The sequence below is a fragment of the Chitinophaga arvensicola genome (assembly GCF_900110835.1).
In the GTDB taxonomy this organism is placed as follows: domain Bacteria; phylum Bacteroidota; class Bacteroidia; order Chitinophagales; family Chitinophagaceae; genus Chitinophaga; species Chitinophaga arvensicola.
The window spans coordinates 1,987,766-2,006,579 of the sequence record NZ_FOJG01000002.1; the positions used below are offsets into that span (position 1 = coordinate 1,987,766).

Genomic DNA, 18,814 nt, shown 5'->3' on the forward strand with positions numbered 1-18,814 from the left:
TTATTCCGTTTCACTTTTATAAAGAAATCTCAATTGTTTTTCTTCTCCGTTAGGAAGTCTCAACTCCAACAGGTAATAGTAACCATCCACAAATGACCTGTTTTCTGACAGGGGAATGACAACCTGGTTGGCGCCCCGCTTCAACCTGACTACCGGTAGCTTACGCATCTCAAGTTCTGGCTTGGTGATACAACGGATCTTATAATTCAGCGGAACTTTATCATATACATTGTCTACCGCAAACAATACTTTTCCCCGGGCGATATAAAAATTCCCTTTTGTCAGATCAGTAATATCCCGGAAGCTTTCTGTTACTATGGGTGTACTTTCCTCTTCACAGTACACCGTAAATTCCCATATCTCGGAATTCACCAGCAGCATATCGTTCTTGTAGGCGCTCACCTGCCATACGTATGTTTTTCCCTGGGTAAGATCTTTTGCCAGCGAAGGATAAAATAGCATAGGGGCATTAATACCAAACTGATTAAGCAAAGGCAGATTGTAGTTAAGCGCTTCTACCTTTGCCTGACCAGGCTTTAGCTCTGCAAGTACAAGGCGGTATTGCACACCCGGAACTGCCGGCAACAATGGCTGCCAGAAGAAAGGTGGCCGCTTGTTGCAGATCTGGTCTTCCTCTGCCGGGTTTAATAACAGTAACGGAGAAAACGGCTGGAGATAATAATCGAAACACTGATCACCAAGCGTTTCACCCTGGTGCGACTGATCACCCGCATTCAGTTCAAAACAATATTCATAATCTCCTTCCGTAAAATAACCGGACTGACGGCAGACAGTAGCTGCCTTATTTTCTGCAAAGCGGATGACAGATCTGGCGATCAGTCCACCAGGCAAAGAATTAGTGCCGGGCATCAGCTGAAAGGCAGGTGTTTTTATACTGACAATATTGCCAGCACCCGCAGCAGATACTTTTATAGTGAGACTTACAGGTTGCGACTGGCTGCCGGTATTAGCCAGCTTCACCTGCAACAGACCATCCAAAGTGCGGCCGTGCAGCTCCGGAATAAAAACAAACGTAACCTGCGCGTGGAGTTGAACAGTACAAAACAGCATCAAAAAAATAACTCCCTGATAAAACTTTAACATAGGTACTTAATTCAATTGGTAAGAAATAGCCAGTTCACTTCTGAAGTTGCCGAATAAATAGTTCTGTGGTGTATTCAGCAGGTTTTTACGGCAATCAACATACATATTCACATTTAACCGGGGCAACACGCTGGTGCCAGCCGTTTGCCTGAAACCCAATTGCTGCACCACTGCTTTATTATCCAGGTAGGTAACACCACTGCTGCAACTTATTTTTTTCAGGACCAGATAGGTCCACCCGGTTTCCAGCGTCAGGAGGTTGGCATACACCGCCTCCCCCTTGATATCTTTGTTGTAAAACAGGTTCATCGACAACACATGTGAGCTGATCACAAGGCTATGATTGATATTAATATTCAACAATGTGCTGTGTTGCGGCAGAATATCTATCTGCTGATATCCCAGCATAATATTGCTGTTGTATGGAAGTGTGGCCATCTTTCCCTGCAGCTGTGATGCCAGCGACAACTGCCTGGTCATATACTGGAACGAGGCTGCCTTTTCACCTGTACTTTTCATCGCCGACTGGTTAAAACGTACATCAAATGCCATCTTTTTATTCAGCTTCCAGCGACCATCAATCGCAAACTGCCTGTTTTTCCACTTACTGGAAGTCAATGCCGAAGAACTGATATCCTGGAAATCGGATCTCACACCCAGCACCAGTTTATTCTTATACCAATTCCTTTTCAGTTTTAATCCGTAACGGATTGTTCCTCTTCCTGCTCCGGGCGAAGCCGGGTTATTATATCCCAGGCCTGAATAGCTGACATATGCACGTTGGCTCATGTTCCACTCATCCACTTTTCCGTTATAATCCAGACCAACAGACAATGTTTCCCAGAAGTCATTGAACAGCGATAATGCGGCTGCCTTGCTGGCTACCATCGGATCATTTCCGGTTGCTGAGTTCTTAAACTGGTTATTGGATTTTGATAATTGTGCGGCGATACGTCCATAACTACCCAGGCTGATATCTTCCGAAAAAGCACCTACAAAAGTATTTCTTGGTAGGGTCAGAGTAGTATACTGTCGGCGGGAATCACTTTTGGTATTGGCGTTTACTACCGCTGCATGGCTGTGTGGCTGACTGATATCACCGGCGCCCATTTGCAGGAACTGCATACTGTAAGCGCCCGGATCGAGCGAACTATTAAAAGTAAGATCCCTTATGGTGCCGCCATCAATACGCTTTCCGGCGCCCAGCATCAGGAATTTATTATTATTCAGGAAACTGGTTTGTAACCCTGACATAAACAGGTCCTGCACCCCACCTTTACTTCCCGAAGCAGCAATATTGCCTATATCAAATTGTTTGGCACTCAATAACAGGCGTTGCAGCCCATTTAAGGGCAACAGTTCCTTTATATTCCTGATTTTACTGCTTTCCTCTTCCAGCTGTCCGCTGATCTTTCCTTCAGCCACCCGCCCATCAGAAATGATGGATTTTGCCTGCAGGCCCTCTTCTACTTCTTTCTTCAGTGCAAAAACACCTGCCATATACTTCCTGGCAGCACTGGCAGTCCGGAAGTGTTGCAACTGACTGTTAAGCGTGCTATCGGCCAGCGGGTATGCCAGTAAAATACTATCCTGCAATGCGGCAACCGCCGGCTCCAGGTCCTCTGCTGTAATACCAAGCACCCGGTTATTCAACAACTCATTCTTTAACTGGATCGAATCCAGCTGGATGATATGATCGCTGTTAAGCAGACTGCTGAAAGCCGCTGATTGCTGCTCCCCCAATCCTGCCAGCTGTTGCTGAATACCCTCCAGCCTGTTACGGGTAAAGGATTTCACCGCACTTCTCACATCAATATCTTTCAGAAAATATTTTTTGAGGTCATATTTTTTTTCTACTATGCTGTTGAGACGCTTTACATAAGCCGCTTTGTCAAAGGAAAATTTTACCAGTGACTGATCTGCAAACGGATTACTCCAGGTGCTTTGTCCTGAGATATTCGAATACCCTATATTAACAGGAATATTCTTTATCATCAGTTGATCCGCAATTGTAACACTGGTTCCCAGCATAGGTACGCCGGGCGTATTGTCTGCAAAAGCGCTGGCATTGGCTTCTTTGAGATGATTACTATAGGCGCCGGCACCTAACAGTTTATTCACCCCGGTTTCATCCCGCAAGGCATAGAAGCCTCTCAGCTTATCTTCCATATACCGGCGGATACGGGCAGTATCTTTGATGGTATTCATACTTTGCTGCAGTTGCACCAGCTGCTGTTTACCGGCTGAGTTACCAATGAATTGAAAAAACTCCTGCCGGGCCGATTCCTGGAGGTATTTACCGGCTCCTATATCCGGAACTACCGGAAGATTTTGCCGGAGATATGTTTTAGCCGGTGCAATCGCTGATCTCTTGTTCAGCGAGTCTGCCAGCATCATCTGCAGCATGGGGTTTTCCATCGGCAAACCCATCTTTATACCTTGCTCTTTCAGCTGCCTGCCGGAAGGAATTACCTTTGCAGTTTGAGCATGAAGAGTGATGGAAAGTAGCACACAGGTACACCAGGCTATTATAACTTTTGCCATATAAAAAATTTCATGGTATAGGGATTATTTATTCAGAAGATAGCAGGGCTGCTATTGAGGAAGCAGCCCTGCTACCTGTTAATTTTCCTGTAATATCAATGCGTTCAGGAACGAGAAAGAACCATACGTCGGAGAATTTGCCGACTGATACACCGCGATATTGATATTTCCGTTGGCGTCAGGTGTTATATTCGTTACAACAGACTCATTGGTGGTGTTATCAAGGGCATCCTGTATCACTTCCGCGCCACCATTAATACGCCATACACCATAACGAGGAGCAGTAGTATTATCCGCACTCGTCCGGGATGCGTACAACTTCAGGGTATAGGTTTTTGACGGGTTGAGGCCAGAAATGATCACGTTGTTTTTTCCCGCAGCATAGGGCACTGAATAGTTAAACCAATAGCTCTTCAGCGCTATATCCGGAATAACACCTGTGTTGTTGCCGGTTACTTTTCCGTTTACATCTGATGCGTTTACACCAGTGTATGAGCCCCAAAAAGTATTTGAGGTACTGGCATTATCAATAGTCCAGTTAGTGGCAACATCCGTATAACTTACTTTATTTGCGGTGATAGGTCCATATGCGTTCAGCCAACCGGGAATATCTTCTATTTTAGTGTTCGAAAAGTTCACACGTAATGTTTTCTTGCCTCCATTATTCGGAAATACCTTCACCTGTATATCACCGGTAATAGTAATACCCGCTGTAGTGGTAGCACTTAACCGCAGGGAGAAGGTGCCATTACTCAGGTTAGAGATAGTAGCATTGGGCTGTGTCGCGTTGGCGATGTTGACAGTAGCCGGACCACCAATCTGCGTCCATTGATAAGAACTGATCGTACTTCCCGCAGTAACAATTTGCGGCGCCATTTGAATCGCGTTTAAAATAGTACTGGTATCTGCCATGATAATTTTTGGAGCCGGTGGCAGCGTACCCATAATTCCGATATCAATAATGCTCACATGCCCGAATGTACTACCAACACCTGCTTTCAGATTAATATCCAGTGAATCTACGCCGGTGATACTATTGAGAACAATGGCATTATTGTAATTAATAACCGCCGTAGTAGGATACCTGGTATTGACAACAGGAGCGCCTGTCCAGCTATCTGTGCCCAGTTTGGCCACCAGGTTTCTTGGTGTGTTATTGTCATCCAGTCTGGCTCCCCAGATCTTTATATAGTAGGTATTTGTTTTGGACAGGTTTTTCAACCGGAGCGTTACTCCATCTCCTCCTCCGGCTGTATTGTGTATGAACATATTATCATACACGGCTTCCATCGGATAATCGTTTACCCCAACTTTGAATCCATTATAATTGATAGCCTGCGTAGCAACAGAGGAGGTAAAGGTTCCCTGCGGATTCCCAATTAACCTCATTCCTATTACTGTTTGCGCTGCCGCCACTGTTTTCAGCCCTAATATTTCCGCTCCGCTTATAAAGCCACGTACATCTCCGATTCCATACCAGTTGTTCCAGGTTTTACCCTGTGCATCCGGTGATGGTGTGAGTTTTCCATCTTTCTGACTGGATCCGTTTAAGGTCGTAAAACCATCTCCTCCTATATCGATGAGAATCCGGTGATCAAAAACGGTAGGCACCGGCGGGGCTACATACGCCTTCAGCAATGCGACGCTGGAATAGGGTGTAAAATCACCGGATGCCAGTTCAGCCTTCACCCTGAAATACAGGTCCTTGTTCTGCAGCTTGGCATATACTTTCTTTACCGTATTCTTGTCCTGGATGGTATCGAATGGCTGCCAGCTGATATTATTACCGGAGGTATCCACTACAAAGCGTTTTACCGTACCGGGAAAGCGGAAATAGCTGGTCCACCGGTCAAACAACCGGTCTGCTATAAACTGGTTACCATTAGGATTTAAATGGATACCATCTCCGTTATTATATTGAGGCAGAATAGCAGCTGGTGTAGCGGCATTTTTATCTACTACATCCAGGAATCCTTCCACATACCTGTCAGGCCATATTTTACGCACACTGTCTGCCAGTGCTTTGAGCATTCCCTGTTGCGTGGCATCGTATTGTGAACGGGGCTGTGTTGTTTCAATAAATAAAGGCACACCCCTGCTCAGGGCAATACTATCCAGCTTTTTGTAATTAGTGATAGATTGATTTACGCTTATCCCGGCAGATGGATCATTGGAAGCGAGACTGAGAAATATAAAATCAGGATCGGAATTCATAGCGCTGTCTATGTTGGCGCCAAACATTCCCCCATCTTTCTCCGGCAGCATATCCCGGCTGTTGGTCCCGCCTATGGCGAGATTCTTCCAGTTAGCATTGCTTACATTACTACCCAGCCATGTATTTATTTTATCACCAAGGCGATAAGGTGCCTGCAGGCCATAACCTGCCAGCGTAGACGAGCCGATACCAACTATTTTCGGAGAAAGAAACAGCGTTTTTGCATTGGTGGTCCACCGCAGGGTGAAACTATTGCCGTTATCAGTTACACCGGCATAAAGTTTACCTAAGCCTGCACTCACTACTGGCGGCAATTCTGTATTATTATCATTTGCCGATACCTGTATAGCGTTGATCGCTTCTATATAAATCCTGTCGCCCGTAGCCAGCGCAGGACGAAAAGTAATTTTTCCTGCCAGCGTGTCTATTGCAACTCCATTGGAAATATCCCGGTACTGCAATAGCCCGTTGCGCCACACTTTGATCGCCTGACCCGTAAAATCCATATTCACGTAGGTACTATCACCTGCTTTAGGAAAAGAAGGAGCACCGGCAACAAACTGGATACTGTTACCCAGCTGCCGGAAGGCTGTTCTTCCATTATACTCATTGAAAAGGAATCCTGCTATATTACTGCTGGAATTTCGGAGCTGTAATTCTCCATTCTCAATTTTTACAGTATCTCCACTGATACGCATAGTGGTTTGTGCGGTGACCGGAAACACCAGCCCTAACAGAAAAAATAACAAACAATACTTCATGGTATAGGCATTAAAAGCTCTTTCCGTGCTACCTAAAGCACAGCTTCAAAAAAGAATAAATAAAATGTATATCAGAACCCGTTAAGGGCTTCTATGAATATCCGATCGCCTGCTGAAAGCTGCGGGTTAAACACTATTTTACCTGTATTATTATCAATCTTTACTCCTCCTGGCAGGTTCGTGTACTGCAAAAGCCCGTTCCGCCAGACTTTCACATATTTCCCCGCCAGATAAGTATTCGTATAAATACTATCTCCCTGCAACTGAAAATCCGGGCTAACACCTGCTGTAAACTGAAATTGTTTTCCTACCTCCGCAAACACAGTATTCCCGCTTCCTTTATTGACAAGAAAACCTTTTACCTCGCGGGAAGTATTCTGTAACACGAAATTATTCCGCTGTAAACTGACGGTATCTTTCAGAATTTTGATGGGTGCCTGGGAAAAAACATTCATGCCGCCCAAGCTGAGCAGGATTAACAACAACCGTTTCATAATAAACGCTATAATTATTTTTATGACTCTAAAATTGGTACAGTCAGGTATTTACATTTATGACAAACAATATCAATTAATTTTGGTTACTCTCAAAGTATAGGTATGCATTCATTGATGTGCAAAATAAAGTTAACAAAACGAATTAACCAACAACTATTTTTTCAAGAAAATTTTTTTTACCGATACAATTCAAAAATAGAAAGACTACACGCACTGTATATGCGTAGTGTTCATTCAATAAATACAACAGCCCTAACACGAACATGTTAATCAACAAACAACGCATTTACCTTCGCTTCAACATACATAAAAAAAGGCTGTCGTTACCGACAGCCTTTCAAAATAACAAAAACTCACCTCATTATTCAGGAATATCAAAATACCTGCACACGGCAGTATAATCATTATAATCAGGATGCGCCCCCTGCCTGCCGCCGGCAACGCCACCAGGAATAATCACATAACGATATTGCAACAGCGTACTCAGCGCAACACTGTTAGTATTATCATGCGTAAAACGCGTAACAAGTATTTTATTCAACATCGGCGTAAATGAAATGGTATTGGGTTTACCACCTGCATTACTGGTATAAGGCAAAACAAATGTTCCGCCACCATAGGTAAAATATACAATCACTGTTCCTGAATTAAGAATAGCCGTAGAAAGACTTGGCGCTGATACATAGCCTACTTTCAACGAAGAGTTATCTATCGTTGAGTCATTGAAGTTAGTGGCATATCTCCAGGTGGAATAGATCACGTTGGCAGTACCTGCGGGACCCTGAGGACCAGCCGGACCCTGCGGACCTGCAGGACCTTGCAACGATAAAGCTGCACCCCACACACCAGCTGTTTTAGGACCGTATAAGTTATAGGTAGACTTATCCAGGTAATAATCTCCATTGCTTCCCACTGTATTGGCAGGAACACCTGTACCACTCAATATCTTACTGCCGGCTGCTCCTGCGGCTCCTGTTGCACCAGTAGCGCCTGTTGCTCCTGTAGCACCTGTAGCGCCTGTAGCACCCGTAGCACCCGTAGCGCCTGTTGCACCGTTTGTACCATTTGTGCCATTGGCACCTGTTGCGCCCGTAGCACCCGTTGCTCCCATCAGCGTAATAGGTGTTCCCCAGCCATTAGCCGTTTTAGGTCCATAAAATTTAGAACTGGAAAGATCCAGATAAAAATCACCGATCGCCCCAACATTGGCGGCGGCTGCTCCATTTCCACTATAAATCTTGCTGCCGGCAGGACCTGCTACGCCCTGTTGCCCGTCTGCACCTTTTTCACCTTGCGGACCAGCTGGTCCCTGGTCACCTTTCTTACATCCTGCCGATACCAGGATCATAAAGAAAAAAAACATCATTACATGTGATAACTGCTTCATAGCATTTCTTTTTATTGATTAAAGTTGATTTGTATCCGGTCGTTTTGGGTAACAGCATTCCTGCATTAGCTATGAGCGCTAAATGTCAGATGACACACTATTATTCCTTTAGATAAAACGCTTGTTAGTATTTAGCAACAGATATACTAAGCATATCCGTTTGCCGGAAGCAGATGGCATCCCGCAAGTCCTGGGGTTATATTTTAACTACTTTACCAACGGACATTACAAGCCTATCAACAGCACAGACTACAGCTGCTGTCGATGCTTCCTGTTCGGCATTACCTTCTTATAAATTTGTTTTTCCCGGGGTTGCACAGGGTCGACCACTACAACCTATCCGAGGTTTGCTTGCTGTTTTATTTTTTTGAGGAACAAATATTCTTTGACCATACTGATCGTAGAAATTTAAATATTTCGTTTTCTTTCACCTTATTGAAAATTAAAAATAGTAAAAAAAATATAGGCTTCTACATGCTAAACAATTATTCGCTTAACTGGCAGTTTTTTGCTGATAACCGGTAGAAATTATTGTACGACGAACCATTAAAATCCAGCAAGAGAGCAGGAAAACAGCCACAAACATGTAGAAATACCACACTTGAAAAACACGAAAAAAAAAGTGATCTCTAAAATAAAAAATCGTGATACCATTCTTCCAAATGGCATCACGATTAGTTGAACATTACTTTTCTATTCTGCTTTATCGTCCAAACAGCTCTTTTAATTTTTTCTCTATCTCCCCATCCCGCTCCTCACCAAAGCCAACCTGCTTCATAATTATTTTTCCATCCGGGCTGATCAGGTAAGCAGTAGGTACTGCTGTTATGGCAAAGCTGTTCACCGATACGTTTTTTGTATCCAATAACTGCGGCCAGGGCAACTCCTGCTTTTTCAATTCTTTCAGCCACGCACCCTTATCCTCGTCAATTGAAATACCAAGAATCTCGAATTTATCACTGCGATATTGCTGATACAACTCCTTCATGTACGGAAACGAGGCTTTGCAGGGGCCACACCAACTCGACCAGAAATCGATCATCACATACTTACCCCGAAAACTACTGAAGCTAATGGGTTGATCCCCGGGCGTATTCAAAGTAAAATCAACCACCTCCTGCCCTTCTGCAGCCCGTTTTATACCGATCAAACGCGCGGCTACTTCCTGCGCCGGAGCAGAACGCTGCTGCATAGGACTAAGTTTGTTATACAGCCGCTCCAGATCGGATGCCGGTAAAATAGGCTGATAACGGCCAAGGATAAACGCACCTGCAAAAGAACCCGCATGGGCTTCCACAAAATTGCCGATATACGGAATCAGCCGCTGCTGTATCAATTCCAGGAAAGCCATATTATAGCCCGAGTCCTTTGGTGAGCCCCCCTTAAAACGCTCATTTACGATTGCGTTTATTTCCACTCTCAATTTCTCCCGCCCGTCTTCAAAAGCCTGAAAATCAACCGCCGACTGATTCCCCCGGATCCTGCCCGAGCGAAGCCCCCTGTTTACATCTGCCACATCTAAATAAATAGTCCCTGGTCCATCTACCACCAGCGGAAACGCTGGCAGCCTGGGTCTTAAGGTGGTATCATACTCCGCATGCAAATAAGGAGCAACATCTTTTACCCAGGGAATACGAATGGTAAAACGACCATTTCTTATTTCAACCGAGTCCCTTTTTTGGGTACCTTCCAACACATACACTTTATTATGCCCTTTCAGATCCCCTTTCACCGTTCCTTTGACAACAATCTTCTGTTGAGCTGCCACACCAACAGTACATCCAACCATTATTAAAACCAACAATAACTTTCGCATATTCATCAATTGAACAATTAATAAGGACGGGTATCAAGCGGAATACCCCAGTTAGGATTAAACCTGAGCACCACATTACTGATAGATACAATAAAATCTTTCGAGTCAATGGTGCCTTTATAAGTCTGGCTGCCAACCTTATGCGTGATCTGTGTTTTGGACCAGGGCTTGCCATTGTCCAGGGTAAAGCGCTTCAGATCGAGGAATCTCTTGAAACCACCCAGCGGCAGCTCACGCCTTCTCTCTTCCAGCACCCATTGTATCACTTCATCAGTTGTACCGGCAGTCAGCTGCGGAGTTCCCGGTTTAAACCGGTATTGGCGCAGCGTATTGAGGTCCGCAATAGCCAGATCAGACCTGTTCGTTCTTGCATACCCCTCTGCACGCATCAGCAATACCTCCGGCCAGGAAAAGCCATCCGTCATTTTCACTTTCCGGGAACGGTAGTTACTGATACGCATGCCGTCGTCATATCCGCCGCCCATTGTTGTTTTATATCCAGGCGCATTGAGGTAGAAAAAACTAAACCTGAGATCGGCTGCCCGGTCGTGCAATGCCAGCACCTCGGCAGATGGATAGGAAAGCGCGGCACCCAGACCGGCATCCCTTTCAGTAGCCCGGTAAAACAGGATCTCCCGGCTGGTTACGAGGTTCAGGTTAGCATCCTGCGGCGTAAGGATCAGCGAAGTAAGCGGCCTGGCAGGATCAGCCATCTTGAATTTATTGAAATCATATAACACATTCGCCGGACTACCAGCTGCAGTCCACGCCAGGTTTGCATAATACACCACACTATCATACTGATGGGTAAAGAGATGGTAATATGCCAGCATAGCATGCCCCGTAGCCCTGTTGGCACGTGAAGGCCAACTCGATCTTACCGGAAGATCCGGCAATGCTTCATGCAATTCACGAAGCACCCGTGCGGCCACTTCCCCCGAAGTAGATAAATCAGGAATAGGCTTATTGATATCACCATCCACCAGGTAAGGGATCGTTTTGGCCGAATTGGCGGTACCTGGTTTATACACCGGCCCATAGATCATATTCGCATTCAGATAGCACCATGCTCTTGCCACCAGCGCCTGCGCTACCGATGTTTTAGCCAGCGTTTCTTCTTCCGGTGATTTTTGATCAATCCCCCGGATACCCGTAATAACGTTATTGAAATAAGATACCTGCGGATACATTCCCTGTGAACCGGAACTCCAGAATGCATCATCGAGATTTGGATTTTTGTAGGGCTGACGGAAAATATGCGCATAATAACGCTCCACATTCGGGTGACTGCTCAGCACAAAACCTACTTTTCCCTGCCCTTCCGTTACTTCCAGGTTATCTCCCAGATCCGCCAGCATAGAGCCTTTGTTACCATCCAGGAAATTAAGCTCCACTGTATTGGTATTATCCAGCAGATGATCATAATCTGCTACCGATGAAGGAATCAGTTTTCCTTTAGGCTTCACATCAAGATACCGTTTACAGGAACTCATCAGGAAAACGGCCGCAAAGAATATAATATATTTTCGATTGGTCATAGTAATTAAATTAGAGGTTTACGGAAAATCCAACATAAAACTCGGGTCTCATTGGAAGCGCCCTCCTGACAGGCGTATTCACAGTTTGCTCAATTGCTTCAGGATCTATCCCCACTTTATTGGCAGTGAGCCTCCAGAGATTACGACCCTGGAAATAAATTCTTGCACCGCTGAGCCCCGTATTACCCCATAATTTATTATCGAGTTTATAGGAAAGCGTAAGATCACGCAGCTTCATGAAATCCGCTCTTTCAATCATCATCTCTGTATACGGGAAATACCAGGCATCCGTGTTAAAAGCAGCGAGTTTGGGATAAATAGTACTGCTCTCATCTCCCGGTTTACGCCAGCGCATAGAAACATCTTTATGATCAAAATTATCCCCGTTATAGGTATCTCTGCGGAACACGCCTCCAATTTGTGCAATCATCATAAAGGAGAGGTCAAAGCGCTCATAGCTGAAGGTATTGGTAAGACTAAGAATAAATTTCGGTCTGGCTGTACCTGAATACACCATATCCTTCACCGTCAGGTCATTTCCATAAATCTTCTTTCCCGCTTCGGAATAATACTGGGGCGTACCTGTATTATCCAGTCCGGCAAACTGATAACTGAAAACGCCATCCAGCGGATACCCGGTTCTTAATACCGCACCGGCATTACTTCCCAGTATGGTATTGGAAAAACTAAAGGTCAGGAAATTAGGACTGGGATAATCATAATTGAACTGCAGCACCTTGCTCTTGTTATAACTACCATTGAAAAAGACATTCCAGCCAAACTTATTCGTTTTCACCACATCCGATTCCAGGGAAAGTTCAATACCGGTATTCCTCGCAGAACCCGCATTCCTTGTCACCATAAATCTTCCATAGGTAGGATCAATAAAATCAGGCGCCAATAAATCTTTGCTTTCCTTGTTATAATAATCCAAAGTAACATTGAGTCGTCCATTCATCAAACGCATATCCGTTCCGATATTGGTGATGATGGTACGCTCCCAGCGCAGGTTATTATCCGGCAGGGAAGAAATGGTATAAGGAATACCTCCTGTTGCGGCGGAGTAAGATGCCGGCGTAATCAGCATAAACGGCCCCTGTGTAAAGGAAATATTTCCATTGATACCATAGGAACCACGAATATTCAGTTGATCTATCCAGGGAATATGAAAGAGTTTTTCCTGCCCGAGTTTATAGGTTCCGCCTACAGACCAGTTAGGTTTATACCTGTACTTCGGATTGGTACCAAACAGGTTACCCTGATCGATACGCGCGCTACCACTCAAAATGAAACGGTTATCGTATTCATAGGAACCATTGGAATACACGGAAAAGAAACGGTTATCACGCAGGGAATAGGATCCGTTACTTACCACATTCATACCATCAGGAAACAGGAAATCCGACTTATAGGCATTACTGTTGAAATCCAGGTAATTGAAAGTGGCAAATGTTCCTGCCTGGTCATTATACCCCATTCTGCTGGGTGCTGTATTATTATCTACCAGGTCTTTATTTACTTCACTACCTGCAATTACTGAAATCCGGTGCACACGGTTAAAGGTTTTGCCGTAATTCGCCTGTGCCCTCAAAGTATAGGCTTCACTCTGACTACGGGTTTCATTTAATATGGCCCCTTCGGGGAGATAATGCTTGCCAGGGCTGGATATAGAAGATGCGGCATTGTAAAACGATCGCACGTATAATGAATTAGCCCCACGCAGGCTGCGAAGAAGACCGCTGCCTCTTGTCCATGAGCCACCTGCTTCCACGCTTAAACCATCCACAATATCTACCGCAACACTACCTCCCAGTCTTGCCAGGAACCCCTGGTTCCTTGTAGTAGATAAACCCAGGTCATAAAGCGGATTGTACTCCATGGATTTAAGACCGCCATAACTTGCATAGCGATCAATAAGGTCGGGCCTTACCGCAGGTATTGCCTGTGGATTTCCGGATGGATCAACAATATTATAATAGGGTTTCATGATTCTCAGATTGGTAAAATCAAGCATATCGTTTGCGTCCAATGGCACCTTGCTATTGTTGAAGTTGATATTGGAGAACATTTTGATAGTAACCCTGTTCACCGGTTTCCAGTCGTTCTTGAGATCAAGAATCAACCGGTCGTTGCTGTTGCCTTTCATATTCCCCTGGTTGGCAATGTAACGCACAGCCGCATTGGTAGAGAATTTATCCGAGCTGGCTGCAATGGAAATATTATGTTGCTGCGTGGATGCCGGCCGGAATAAATACCGTTCCAACTGGTCCTGGGCATTATTTTTCTTCAACTGGTTGAGTTCCGCATTTACTTCATCTTCCGACAACAGTCCCTGATCTTTCATTACCATCAGCTGCGTTACGCGGCCATAGGTGGTAAATGATTCGTAGTCCCAGCCCACATTGGCGGCATCACTGTTATAGTAGTCCACTTCTGCGTCTACATAATCTGCCGCATTGGTTTTATTGAGGTAGCTTAATTGTGGGCGAAGCGTTACGCCGGTACTGCCTTTATAACCTACCTGCAGCTTGCCGCGTTTAGGCGTTTTGGTGGTAATAACGATGACGCCGTTGGAGGAACGTGCCCCGTAAATAGATGCAGCTACCGCGTCCTTTAACACCGTGATAGTTTCCACGTTGTCAATATTCACCGTTTCCAATCCCCCTGGCGCCGGATATCCATCAATCACCACCAGTGGATCACCGTTGGCCAGAAAAGTGGATCTTCCGCGCACTTCTACTTTACCCTCTTTAGTAATGGCCACACCTGCTGCCTGCCCTTCCAGCGCTGTCAGCAGACTTGGCTGCAATTTACCTTCCAGCCGCTTTGTTTGCACGGAGGAATAAGCGCCTGTCATCCTTTCCCGGGAAATCGACTGATACCCGGTATTTACAGTAACAGACACTTCATCGAGTTTGGTCGCCGCCCGGCTAAGCCTTACACTCAGGGCGGGTTGTCCTTCTTTCAGCATATCGGCAGTCACCGTTATTTCACGGGAAGTATATCCTACGTAGGAAAATCTCAAAGTATTCCCTTCACTGACCGCTACCGAAAAACTACCATCAGATCCCGTAGCGATGCCTTTCTGGGTTTCTTTTACCTGGATGCTGACACCAGGCAGCGCATTCCCTTCCATATCGGTCACGCGGCCGGTAATCACTGTGGCAGCTATTTGTAGAGAAGGACCGGAAACAGGCGCACTCACTGGCTTTCCCGACAATATGATTGTTTTCCCCTGTAGCACATAATCGAGTTGCTGGTCTTTCAACACCAGGTCCAGTACTTTTTTCAAAGGAACGTCTGTAACAGCAAGCGAAACCGGCTTTGCTCCGGAAAGCAATTCTTTATTGCTGAACAGCACATATCCTGTTTGCTTTTCAATGACTGAAAACACCTTTTTCAGCGGTAAATTTTTTCCTGAAAGCGTTACGGACTGGGCAGAAACAGCCGCCTTCACGGAAACCAGTGCCGTGATCAAAAAAACGGGTAGCAGCCTCATTACTTTTGAAATTTGTGCCGGCAACCTCCTTCCCTGCAGCGCAGAGAAATACAGGCCACCATAAGCAGTTTTTTGCATAACTTGTGAGCTAATTTTGGTTGTGAATAAAAAACGGTTTGCGAAACCTTTTATAAATCAACTAAAACACCGCCGGAAACGAGGCCAATCGGTTCCGGCTTTTTATTTTAGCAGTATCAGCGCATTACAATCAGCGTTCTGCCCTCCAGCCGAAAATGAACATTTGATTTTTCCAGTGCAATCAATAATCCGTTCAACGGAATATCCCGCGTCATTTTGCCGACAAATTCTATGTCCGGTACCCCGGACTCATACTTCACATCGATATCATACCATCTTTTCAACTGGCGCATCACCTCATCAATTCTGGCGTCTTCAAAGTCAAACACGCCGTTCTTCCATGCCATCACCTTTCCCAGGTCTCCCGCTCTGACCACCATATTCTCTACCATATCGCCACGCATGGTCAGCGAAGCCTGATCCCCGGGCTTTAATATGATTTGCTGCCGTCCACTCTTCCGGTTCATGCCAACCGCTACTTTGCCTTCCAGCAAAGTGGTATTCAGGGCCGGTTCATCGGCATAAGCATTCACGTTAAAACGTGTACCCAGCACCGTTACTTCAAACCGGTTATCGGCATTCACGATAAAAGGAATTACTTTTCCCGCTTTTACCATAGCAGCAGCTTCAAAGTAAACTTCTCCGCTGATGTCTACCCGGCGGGTATCACCTGTAAACTGTGTAGGAAACCGGATCGAACTGGCTGCATTCAGCCACGCTATTGTACCATCCGGCAACTGGATCTTAAATTGCCGGCCCTTTGGGGTGGTCAGTTTATTAAACGTTATTTCCTCCGATGCTTTACCGGCAGCGTTGTATGCAAGTTGTCCGTTCTTCACCGACAGGTCTGCTCCGCCCTGATGCGCCACGATGCCATTTCCCACAGCATCGAGCAGGATGGTGGAACCATCCGCCAGGGTAAGAATAGCCCCATCCTGGCCCGGCATCACCGGTGTTGCTTCTTTTGGCGTTTGCCTGGCCAGCTCCGTATTTTTACCAGGCAAAAAGAACCAGGCAACCGCCAGCAACAGCAATATGGCAGCAGCGTAACGTATCCAGGAAAAATGCAATAATGTAACCGCACGGGAGGGCTTCTCTCTTTCGGCAGGCCGCAGGTGTTGCTGGTGAAATGCTTCCAGTGCTTCCGTGGTAGCCGCTTTAAAAGCTGCATATTCTTTGCTCAGTTCAGAGAGGCTATTGCCTTCACTCAGCCAGGTGCTCCATTCCTGGTGCTGCGACTTCTGTTGCAGCCAATCCTGTAACTCCTCTCTTTCTGCTTCCGATAACTGATCCAGTTTTTCATACGCGATGAGCTTTGCAGCCCTCAACAGCGCAGGCAATTCATCCTCCGGCATAGGAGTTTCATTCATCATCGACAATCTCTGTTTGTTATATGACAACAGCAATACACAGGATTTGACTTCCATCCTGCGTTTTTTTCAAAAAAAATAAAATAGGGAGTTAGTCGGCCAGTAACAGGCTGATAAATGCCATCCCGGGAACAATTTTTTCCCGCAGCAATCTGATGGCTCTGGCTTTCTGATGACTTACTGCTGAAGGGGAAATGCCAAGTTTCAGTGCAATTTCATTGGTACTAAGGCCTTCGATGTTTAATTGTACCACTTTTGTACATTCGGGAGGTAGTGTCAATATCGCTTCATGTAATATGCGAACCGCTTCGGCATTGAAAACATCTTGCAAAATATCTCCATACGACTTTTCTTCCTGTTGCCTTTCGTAAGCCAGTTGTACTTTTTTCTCGCTCCGCTTTTGCTTTTTCAGATGGTTTAAAGAACGATTGCGGGTAGCTACGTACAGATAGGCGCTTATATTCTTTACCTCATTTAAAAATGTCCTGGCCTTCCACAATTGGAGAAAAACCTCGGAAACGATATCCTTTGCGGTAGCCTCATCGCTTACAATCCTGTTCGAAAGCAGACAGAGAGCCGGGTACATGTCGGTAAAAAGCCTGTCAAATGCGGCTATATCGCCCTCCCCTATACGTAAAATCAACTCTTTCTCACTATGTAGCTCACTATTTTGCAATGCTTATATTACTTTAAGTCTATATTTAACGGTCAAAGATAAATTTAACTCCAAAATAATCCTAACATTCTGCTGCCGCCCAGGTTTCCCCATTGAGCCTCCGCAAACCGCTGCGGTTATGAGCAATAATGCCTGCTTTCATAGAAATGTACCTAAAAAACCTCTCCTTGTACCTGTTTTTACCTGTTGGCCGATACTAGTTTTGATAAAAAAAGAATATGTCGCAGAAAAAGTTAGTGACGCCATTTACCAGTGAAAACATCTCTCTTTCCAACCGGGTGGTAATGGCTCCCATGAATCGCCGCAAAGCAATTGAAGGTGTGCCTCCGGCATCTATGATCACCTATTATCAGCAAAGAGCCGGCGCCGGATTATTAATAACAGACAACATTGCCATTTCTTCTAACGGTGGCGCTTATATGAATACACCGGGTATTTATACGGAAGCACAAAAACAAGGCTGGAAAAAAGTAGTGGACGGCGTACATGCCAAAGGAGGAAAAATATTTGCGCAACTGGTACAGGCAGGCCGTGTCGGGCACCCGGCCATACAGCATAATGAACCGTTGATAGCTCCATCTGCCATCCAGGTGAATGAAACCATCCGTACTCCAGATAATACCTATCAACCCATGACAATGCCCATTCCTCTTAACACAGCGGAAATTCCGGTTTGGGTGGCTGCTTTCAGGCAGGCAGCAGCCAATGCCATGGAAGCTGGGTTTGACGGGGTGGAAATTCATGCCGCACACGGCTTCCTCATCGATCAGTTCATCAACCCGCATAGCAACCACAGAACAGACGAATACGGAGGAAGCATTGAAAACAGAACCCGTTTCCTGCTGGAGGTAATGAAAGAAGTGGTGGCCGAAGTCGGGAAAAACAAAGTAGGAATCAGGCTTTCCCCCTTTCGCGAAATTTATGACCTGAAACCCTATCCCGAGGAGTTAAGCACACACGAATATATTCTGGAAGCCTTACAGGCACTGGATATTTTATACATCCACTTTTCTAACGCCGTTACAAATGAACAACCCTCCATTCCCACCGATTTTTTGCAAAACGCGCGGCAACGTTTTAAAAATATCATCATCATTGCCGGTGGGTTTACCGTAGAGAGTGCGGAAGAAATATTACAAAGGCAGTATGTAAATTTAGTCGCTTTCGGAAAACTGTACATTTCAAATCCTGATCTGGTGGAACGTATAAAAAATGATATTCCGCTGGCCGATTGGGATGAGACAACCTTTTATCATGGTGGTGATAAAGGTTATATTGACTATCCGGCTATCGCTTTAGATAACTGTGTACCCCAATAAAACAGGATGA

Annotated in this window: 11 protein-coding genes; 1 reads left to right on the forward strand and 10 read right to left on the reverse strand. The window is 45.3% G+C overall.

The genetic code is table 11. From position 1 onward, the window contains the following. The 10 genes from BMW79_RS25380 to BMW79_RS25425 all read right to left on the reverse strand — a co-directional run bounded on the left by BMW79_RS25380 (window position 1) and on the right by BMW79_RS25425 (window position 17,452). Window positions 1–1,104 carry a hypothetical protein gene (locus BMW79_RS25380; RefSeq protein ID WP_089899676.1) on the reverse strand — a complete coding sequence of 368 codons (1,104 nt, stop codon included), beginning with the start codon at window positions 1,102–1,104 and terminating at the stop codon, window positions 1–3. Window positions 1,105–1,110: 6 nt separating this feature from the next. Then, window positions 1,111–3,648, reverse strand: a complete 2,538-nt coding sequence (locus tag BMW79_RS25385) for a hypothetical protein (RefSeq protein WP_089899679.1) — start codon at window positions 3,646–3,648, stop codon at window positions 1,111–1,113. A gap of 78 nt (window positions 3,649–3,726) precedes the next feature. After that, window positions 3,727–6,624, reverse strand: coding sequence for an SGNH/GDSL hydrolase family protein (locus BMW79_RS25390; RefSeq protein ID WP_089899682.1), 2,898 nt, complete (start codon window positions 6,622–6,624; stop codon window positions 3,727–3,729). Window positions 6,625–6,695: 71 nt separating this feature from the next. Continuing rightward, on the reverse strand, window positions 6,696–7,118 hold the full coding sequence (locus BMW79_RS25395; protein ID WP_089899685.1) for a hypothetical protein: 423 nt from the start codon (window positions 7,116–7,118) through the stop codon (window positions 6,696–6,698). Between the two features lie 364 nt (window positions 7,119–7,482). Further along, window positions 7,483–8,508, reverse strand: coding sequence for a collagen-like protein (locus BMW79_RS25400; protein ID WP_089899688.1), 1,026 nt, complete (start codon window positions 8,506–8,508; stop codon window positions 7,483–7,485). A gap of 703 nt (window positions 8,509–9,211) precedes the next feature. Continuing rightward, the gene (locus BMW79_RS25405; RefSeq protein WP_177192325.1) at window positions 9,212–10,324 is read right to left on the reverse strand and encodes a TlpA family protein disulfide reductase; all 1,113 of its coding nucleotides are present in this window, start codon (window positions 10,322–10,324) and stop codon (window positions 9,212–9,214) included. A gap of 17 nt (window positions 10,325–10,341) precedes the next feature. Then, window positions 10,342–11,862, reverse strand: coding sequence for a RagB/SusD family nutrient uptake outer membrane protein (locus BMW79_RS25410; RefSeq protein ID WP_089899693.1), 1,521 nt, complete (start codon window positions 11,860–11,862; stop codon window positions 10,342–10,344). A 10-nt stretch (window positions 11,863–11,872) separates the two neighbouring features. After that, the gene (locus BMW79_RS25415; RefSeq protein WP_089899696.1) at window positions 11,873–15,439 is read right to left on the reverse strand and encodes a SusC/RagA family TonB-linked outer membrane protein; all 3,567 of its coding nucleotides are present in this window, start codon (window positions 15,437–15,439) and stop codon (window positions 11,873–11,875) included. Between the two features lie 116 nt (window positions 15,440–15,555). Continuing rightward, window positions 15,556–16,866, reverse strand: coding sequence for a FecR family protein (locus BMW79_RS25420; RefSeq protein ID WP_089899699.1), 1,311 nt, complete (start codon window positions 16,864–16,866; stop codon window positions 15,556–15,558). Between the two features lie 34 nt (window positions 16,867–16,900). Then, window positions 16,901–17,452: an RNA polymerase sigma-70 factor gene (locus tag BMW79_RS25425; protein ID WP_177192326.1), complete on the reverse strand. Its 552-nt coding sequence runs from the start codon at window positions 17,450–17,452 to the stop codon at window positions 16,901–16,903. Window positions 17,453–17,703: 251 nt separating this feature from the next. Here BMW79_RS25425 and BMW79_RS25430 point away from each other — a divergent pair, with 251 nt between their 5' ends. Next, window positions 17,704–18,804, forward strand: coding sequence for an alkene reductase (locus BMW79_RS25430; protein WP_089899707.1), 1,101 nt, complete (start codon window positions 17,704–17,706; stop codon window positions 18,802–18,804). The last annotated feature ends 10 nt before the right edge of the window (window positions 18,805–18,814 follow it).

Bases quoted from the DNA above. Each gene is read 5' to 3' on its own strand.
- BMW79_RS25395 (WP_089899685.1), bottom strand. From the start codon at position 7,118: ATGAAACGGTTGTTGTTAATCCTGCTCAGCTTGGGCGGCATGAATGTT.
- BMW79_RS25415 (WP_089899696.1), bottom strand. From the start codon at position 15,439: ATGCAAAAAACTGCTTATGGTGGCCTGTATTTCTCTGCGCTGCAGGGA.
- BMW79_RS25410 (WP_089899693.1), bottom strand. From the start codon at position 11,862: ATGACCAATCGAAAATATATTATATTCTTTGCGGCCGTTTTCCTGATG.
- BMW79_RS25400 (WP_089899688.1), bottom strand. From the start codon at position 8,508: ATGAAGCAGTTATCACATGTAATGATGTTTTTTTTCTTTATGATCCTG.
- BMW79_RS25390 (WP_089899682.1), bottom strand. From the start codon at position 6,624: ATGAAGTATTGTTTGTTATTTTTTCTGTTAGGGCTGGTGTTTCCGGTC.
- BMW79_RS25430 (WP_089899707.1), top strand. From the start codon at position 17,704: ATGTCGCAGAAAAAGTTAGTGACGCCATTTACCAGTGAAAACATCTCT.
- BMW79_RS25385 (WP_089899679.1), bottom strand. From the start codon at position 3,648: ATGGCAAAAGTTATAATAGCCTGGTGTACCTGTGTGCTACTTTCCATC.
- BMW79_RS25420 (WP_089899699.1), bottom strand. From the start codon at position 16,866: ATGGAAGTCAAATCCTGTGTATTGCTGTTGTCATATAACAAACAGAGA.
- BMW79_RS25405 (WP_177192325.1), bottom strand. From the start codon at position 10,324: ATGCGAAAGTTATTGTTGGTTTTAATAATGGTTGGATGTACTGTTGGT.
- BMW79_RS25380 (WP_089899676.1), bottom strand. From the start codon at position 1,104: ATGTTAAAGTTTTATCAGGGAGTTATTTTTTTGATGCTGTTTTGTACT.